The organism is Aminobacter sp. P4_H6_2, from assembly GCF_056400805.1.
The window spans coordinates 1-3,308 of the sequence record NZ_JBFUKO010000594.1; the positions used below are offsets into that span (position 1 = coordinate 1).

Consider the following 3,308-nt stretch of genomic DNA (forward strand, 5'->3'; position numbering starts at 1 on the left):
GCCCAGGGCAAGGCGGAGGAGTGAGAAATATGTCTGACAAAGTAGCGATGATCGTCGGCGGCGGCAGCGGCATGGGAGCTGCCGCGGCCCGCAAGCTGGCAGCTGACGGCTATTCCGTCGCCGTCCTGTCCTCATCGGGCAAGGGCGAGGCGCTGGCCAAGGAACTCGGCGGTCTCGGCTTTACCGGCTCCAACCAGTCGAACGACGACCTCAAGCGCTTCGTCGACCTGACCATGGACAAATGGGGCCGCATCGATGTGCTGGTCAACGGCGCCGGTCATGGCCCGCGCGCGCCGCTTTTGGAGATCACCGACGAGCAGTGGCACACCGGCTTCGACGTTTATTTCATGAACGTCGTGCGCGCAGTGCGGCTTGTTGCGCCTGTTATGGTCGCCCAGAAGGGCGGCGCCATCGTCAACATCTCGACCGCCTGGGTCGGCGAACCGGCGGCGATGTTCCCGACCTCGGCCGTGGCACGCGCCGGCCTCGCCGCCTACGTCAAGCTCTTTGCCGACCAGTATGCCCCGCACAATGTCCGCATGAACAACGTGCTGCCGGGCTGGATCGACAGCCTGCCGCAGACCGACGAGCGCCGCACTGGGGTGCCGATGCAGCGCTACGGCACCTCCCAGGAGATCGCCGCGACAATCGCGTTCCTCGTATCTGACGGTGCTGCCTACATCACCGGCCAGAGCCTCAAGGTCGATGGCGGCCTGATGCGCGGCGTCTGACGAAGGGTCCGCGCCAAGACATGCCGACTTCCATCACCATCGCCATCGACGGTCCCGCGGGTGCGGGCAAAGGTACGCTGGCCCGCCGGCTCGCCGACTATTACCACCTCGCTTTGCTCGACACCGGGCTGACCTACCGCGCGGTGGCGCAGATGCTGATCGAAAAAGGCTGGCCGCTCGACGATGTGGCCCATGCGATCGAGGCGGCAAAGCTCGTCGATCTCGGCCATCTCGACCGCAAGGTGCTTTCGGCGCATGCCGTCGGCGAAGCCGCCTCAAAAGTCGCCGTCATCCCTGAAGTGAGAAAAATTCTGGTCGAAAAGCAGCGCCAGTTTGCGCGCTCGCCGCAAGGGGCGGTGCTCGACGGCCGCGATATCGGCACTGTGGTCTGCCCCGACGCCGACGTGAAGCTCTACGTCACGGCCAGCGCCGAAGTGCGCGCCCAGCGCCGGCTGGCCGAGATCGAGGCCAATGGCGGCAGGGCCGATTTCGCCGGCATCCTGGCCGATATCGTGCGCCGCGACGAGCGTGACACCGGGCGCGCCGACTCGCCATTACGCCCTGCTGACGACGCGCACTTGCTCGACACGTCAGAAATGGATATAGAAGCCGCGTTTTCCGCAGCCAGGGATATCGTCGATCGGGTCCTTGGAAGTTGAAGATACGGCTGAAGTCTCAGGGCTTCGCCACTTAACCGACCTGTCCGCATTCTTCTTGCGCCGATTTGCCGCTTTGGGCGGCCAAGGGCTTTTTGCCCGGGATGTCGGCAGGCCAACGCAACGCTAACCCACGGCGCCGCTCCCGCTAGCCGGGACGCACCAGGAGATCCAATGTCACAAGCTAATCCATCCCGCGACGATTTCGCGAGCCTGCTCGAAGAGTCCTTCTCGGACGGTCATTCGGGCGAAGGCCAGGTCGTCAAGGGTATCGTTACGGCCATTGAAAAAGACATGGCCATCATCGACGTCGGCCTGAAGGTCGAAGGTCGCGTGCCGCTGAAGGAATTCGGCGCCAAGGCCAAGGACGGCCAGCTGAAGGTCGGCGACACCGTCGAAGTCTATGTCGAGCGCATCGAAAACGCGCTTGGCGAAGCCATGCTGTCGCGCGACAAGGCTCGCCGCGAAGAGAGCTGGGTCAAGCTCGAAGAGAAGTTCACCAAGGGTGAGCGCGTCGAAGGCGTCATCTTCAACCAGGTCAAGGGCGGCTTCACCGTCGATCTCGACGGCGCTGTTGCCTTCCTGCCGCGTTCGCAGGTCGACATCCGTCCGATCCGCGACGTCACCCCGCTCATGCACAACCCGCAGCCCTTCGAGATCCTCAAGATGGATCGCCGTCGCGGCAACATCGTCGTGTCGCGCCGCACCGTTCTCGAAGAGAGCCGTGCAGAACAGCGCTCCGAGATCGTCCAGAACCTCGAAGAGGGTCAGGTTGTCGAGGGCGTGGTCAAGAACATCACCGACTACGGTGCGTTCGTCGACCTCGGCGGAATCGACGGCCTGCTGCACGTCACCGACATGGCATGGCGCCGCGTCAACCATCCGACCGAAATCCTCAACATCGGTCAGACGGTCAAGGTGCAGATCATCCGCATCAACCAGGAAACCCACCGCATCTCGCTCGGCATGAAGCAGCTCGAGAGCGATCCGTGGTCCGACATCGGCACCAAGTTCCCGATCGGCAAGAAGATCACCGGCACCGTCACGAACATCACCGACTACGGTGCGTTCGTCGAACTCGAGCCGGGCATCGAAGGCCTCATCCACGTTTCGGAAATGTCGTGGACCAAGAAGAACGTGCACCCCGGCAAGATCCTGTCGACCACCCAGCAGGTCGACGTGGTTGTGCTCGAGGTCGATCCGGCCAAGCGCCGCATCTCGCTCGGCCTCAAGCAGACGCTCGAGAATCCTTGGGAAGCTTTCGCCCGTAACCACCCGGTCGGCAGCGAAGTCGAAGGCGAAGTCAAGAACAAGACCGAATTCGGTCTGTTCATCGGCCTCGACGGCGACGTCGACGGCATGGTGCACCTGTCCGACCTCGACTGGAACCGTCCGGGCGAGCAGGTCATCGAAGAGTACAACCGTGGCGACATGGTCAAGGCTCAGGTGCTCGACGTCGACATCGACAAGGAGCGTATCTCGCTCGGCATCAAGCAGCTCGGCCGCGACACCGTCGTCGAAGCCGCGACCTCTGGCGAACTGCGCAAGAACGCCGTCGTCACCTGCGAAGTCACCGGCATCAAGGATGGTGGCCTCGAAGTTCGTCTCGTCGAGAGCGGCATCGAGACCTTCATCAAGCGTTCGGACCTGTCGCGTGACCGTGACGAGCAGCGCCCAGAGCGCTTCGTCGTCGGCCAGAAGGTAGACGCCCGCATCATCGCCTTCGACAAGAAGACCCGCAAGCTGCAGGTCTCGATCAAGGCGCTGGAAATCGCTGAAGAGAAGGAAGCAGTCGCTCAGTACGGCTCGACCGACTCCGGCGCTTCGCTCGGCGACATCCTGGGCGCAGCCCTGAAGAACCGCAACAACTGAGCTAACAGCTCATTGTCGTGAACTGAAAAACCCCGCCGGAGCGATCCGG

Annotated in this window: 3 protein-coding genes; all 3 read left to right on the forward strand. The window is 63.1% G+C overall.

What is annotated here, in order from left to right:
• Positions 1-29 precede the first annotated feature (29 nt).
• Complete coding sequence (locus AC1DUU_RS27115) at positions 30-731, forward strand: SDR family oxidoreductase (protein ID WP_476786450.1); 702 nt, start codon at positions 30-32, stop codon at positions 729-731.
• Positions 732-751: 20 nt separating this feature from the next.
• Positions 752-1,390 carry a (d)CMP kinase gene (cmk, locus tag AC1DUU_RS27120; RefSeq protein ID WP_476786451.1) on the forward strand — a complete coding sequence of 213 codons (639 nt, stop codon included), beginning with the start codon at positions 752-754 and terminating at the stop codon, positions 1,388-1,390.
• A 171-nt stretch (positions 1,391-1,561) separates the two neighbouring features.
• A complete protein-coding gene (rpsA, locus tag AC1DUU_RS27125; protein ID WP_476786452.1) occupies positions 1,562-3,259 on the forward strand; it encodes a 30S ribosomal protein S1 in 1,698 nt (565 codons plus the stop codon).
• The last annotated feature ends 49 nt before the right edge of the window (positions 3,260-3,308 follow it).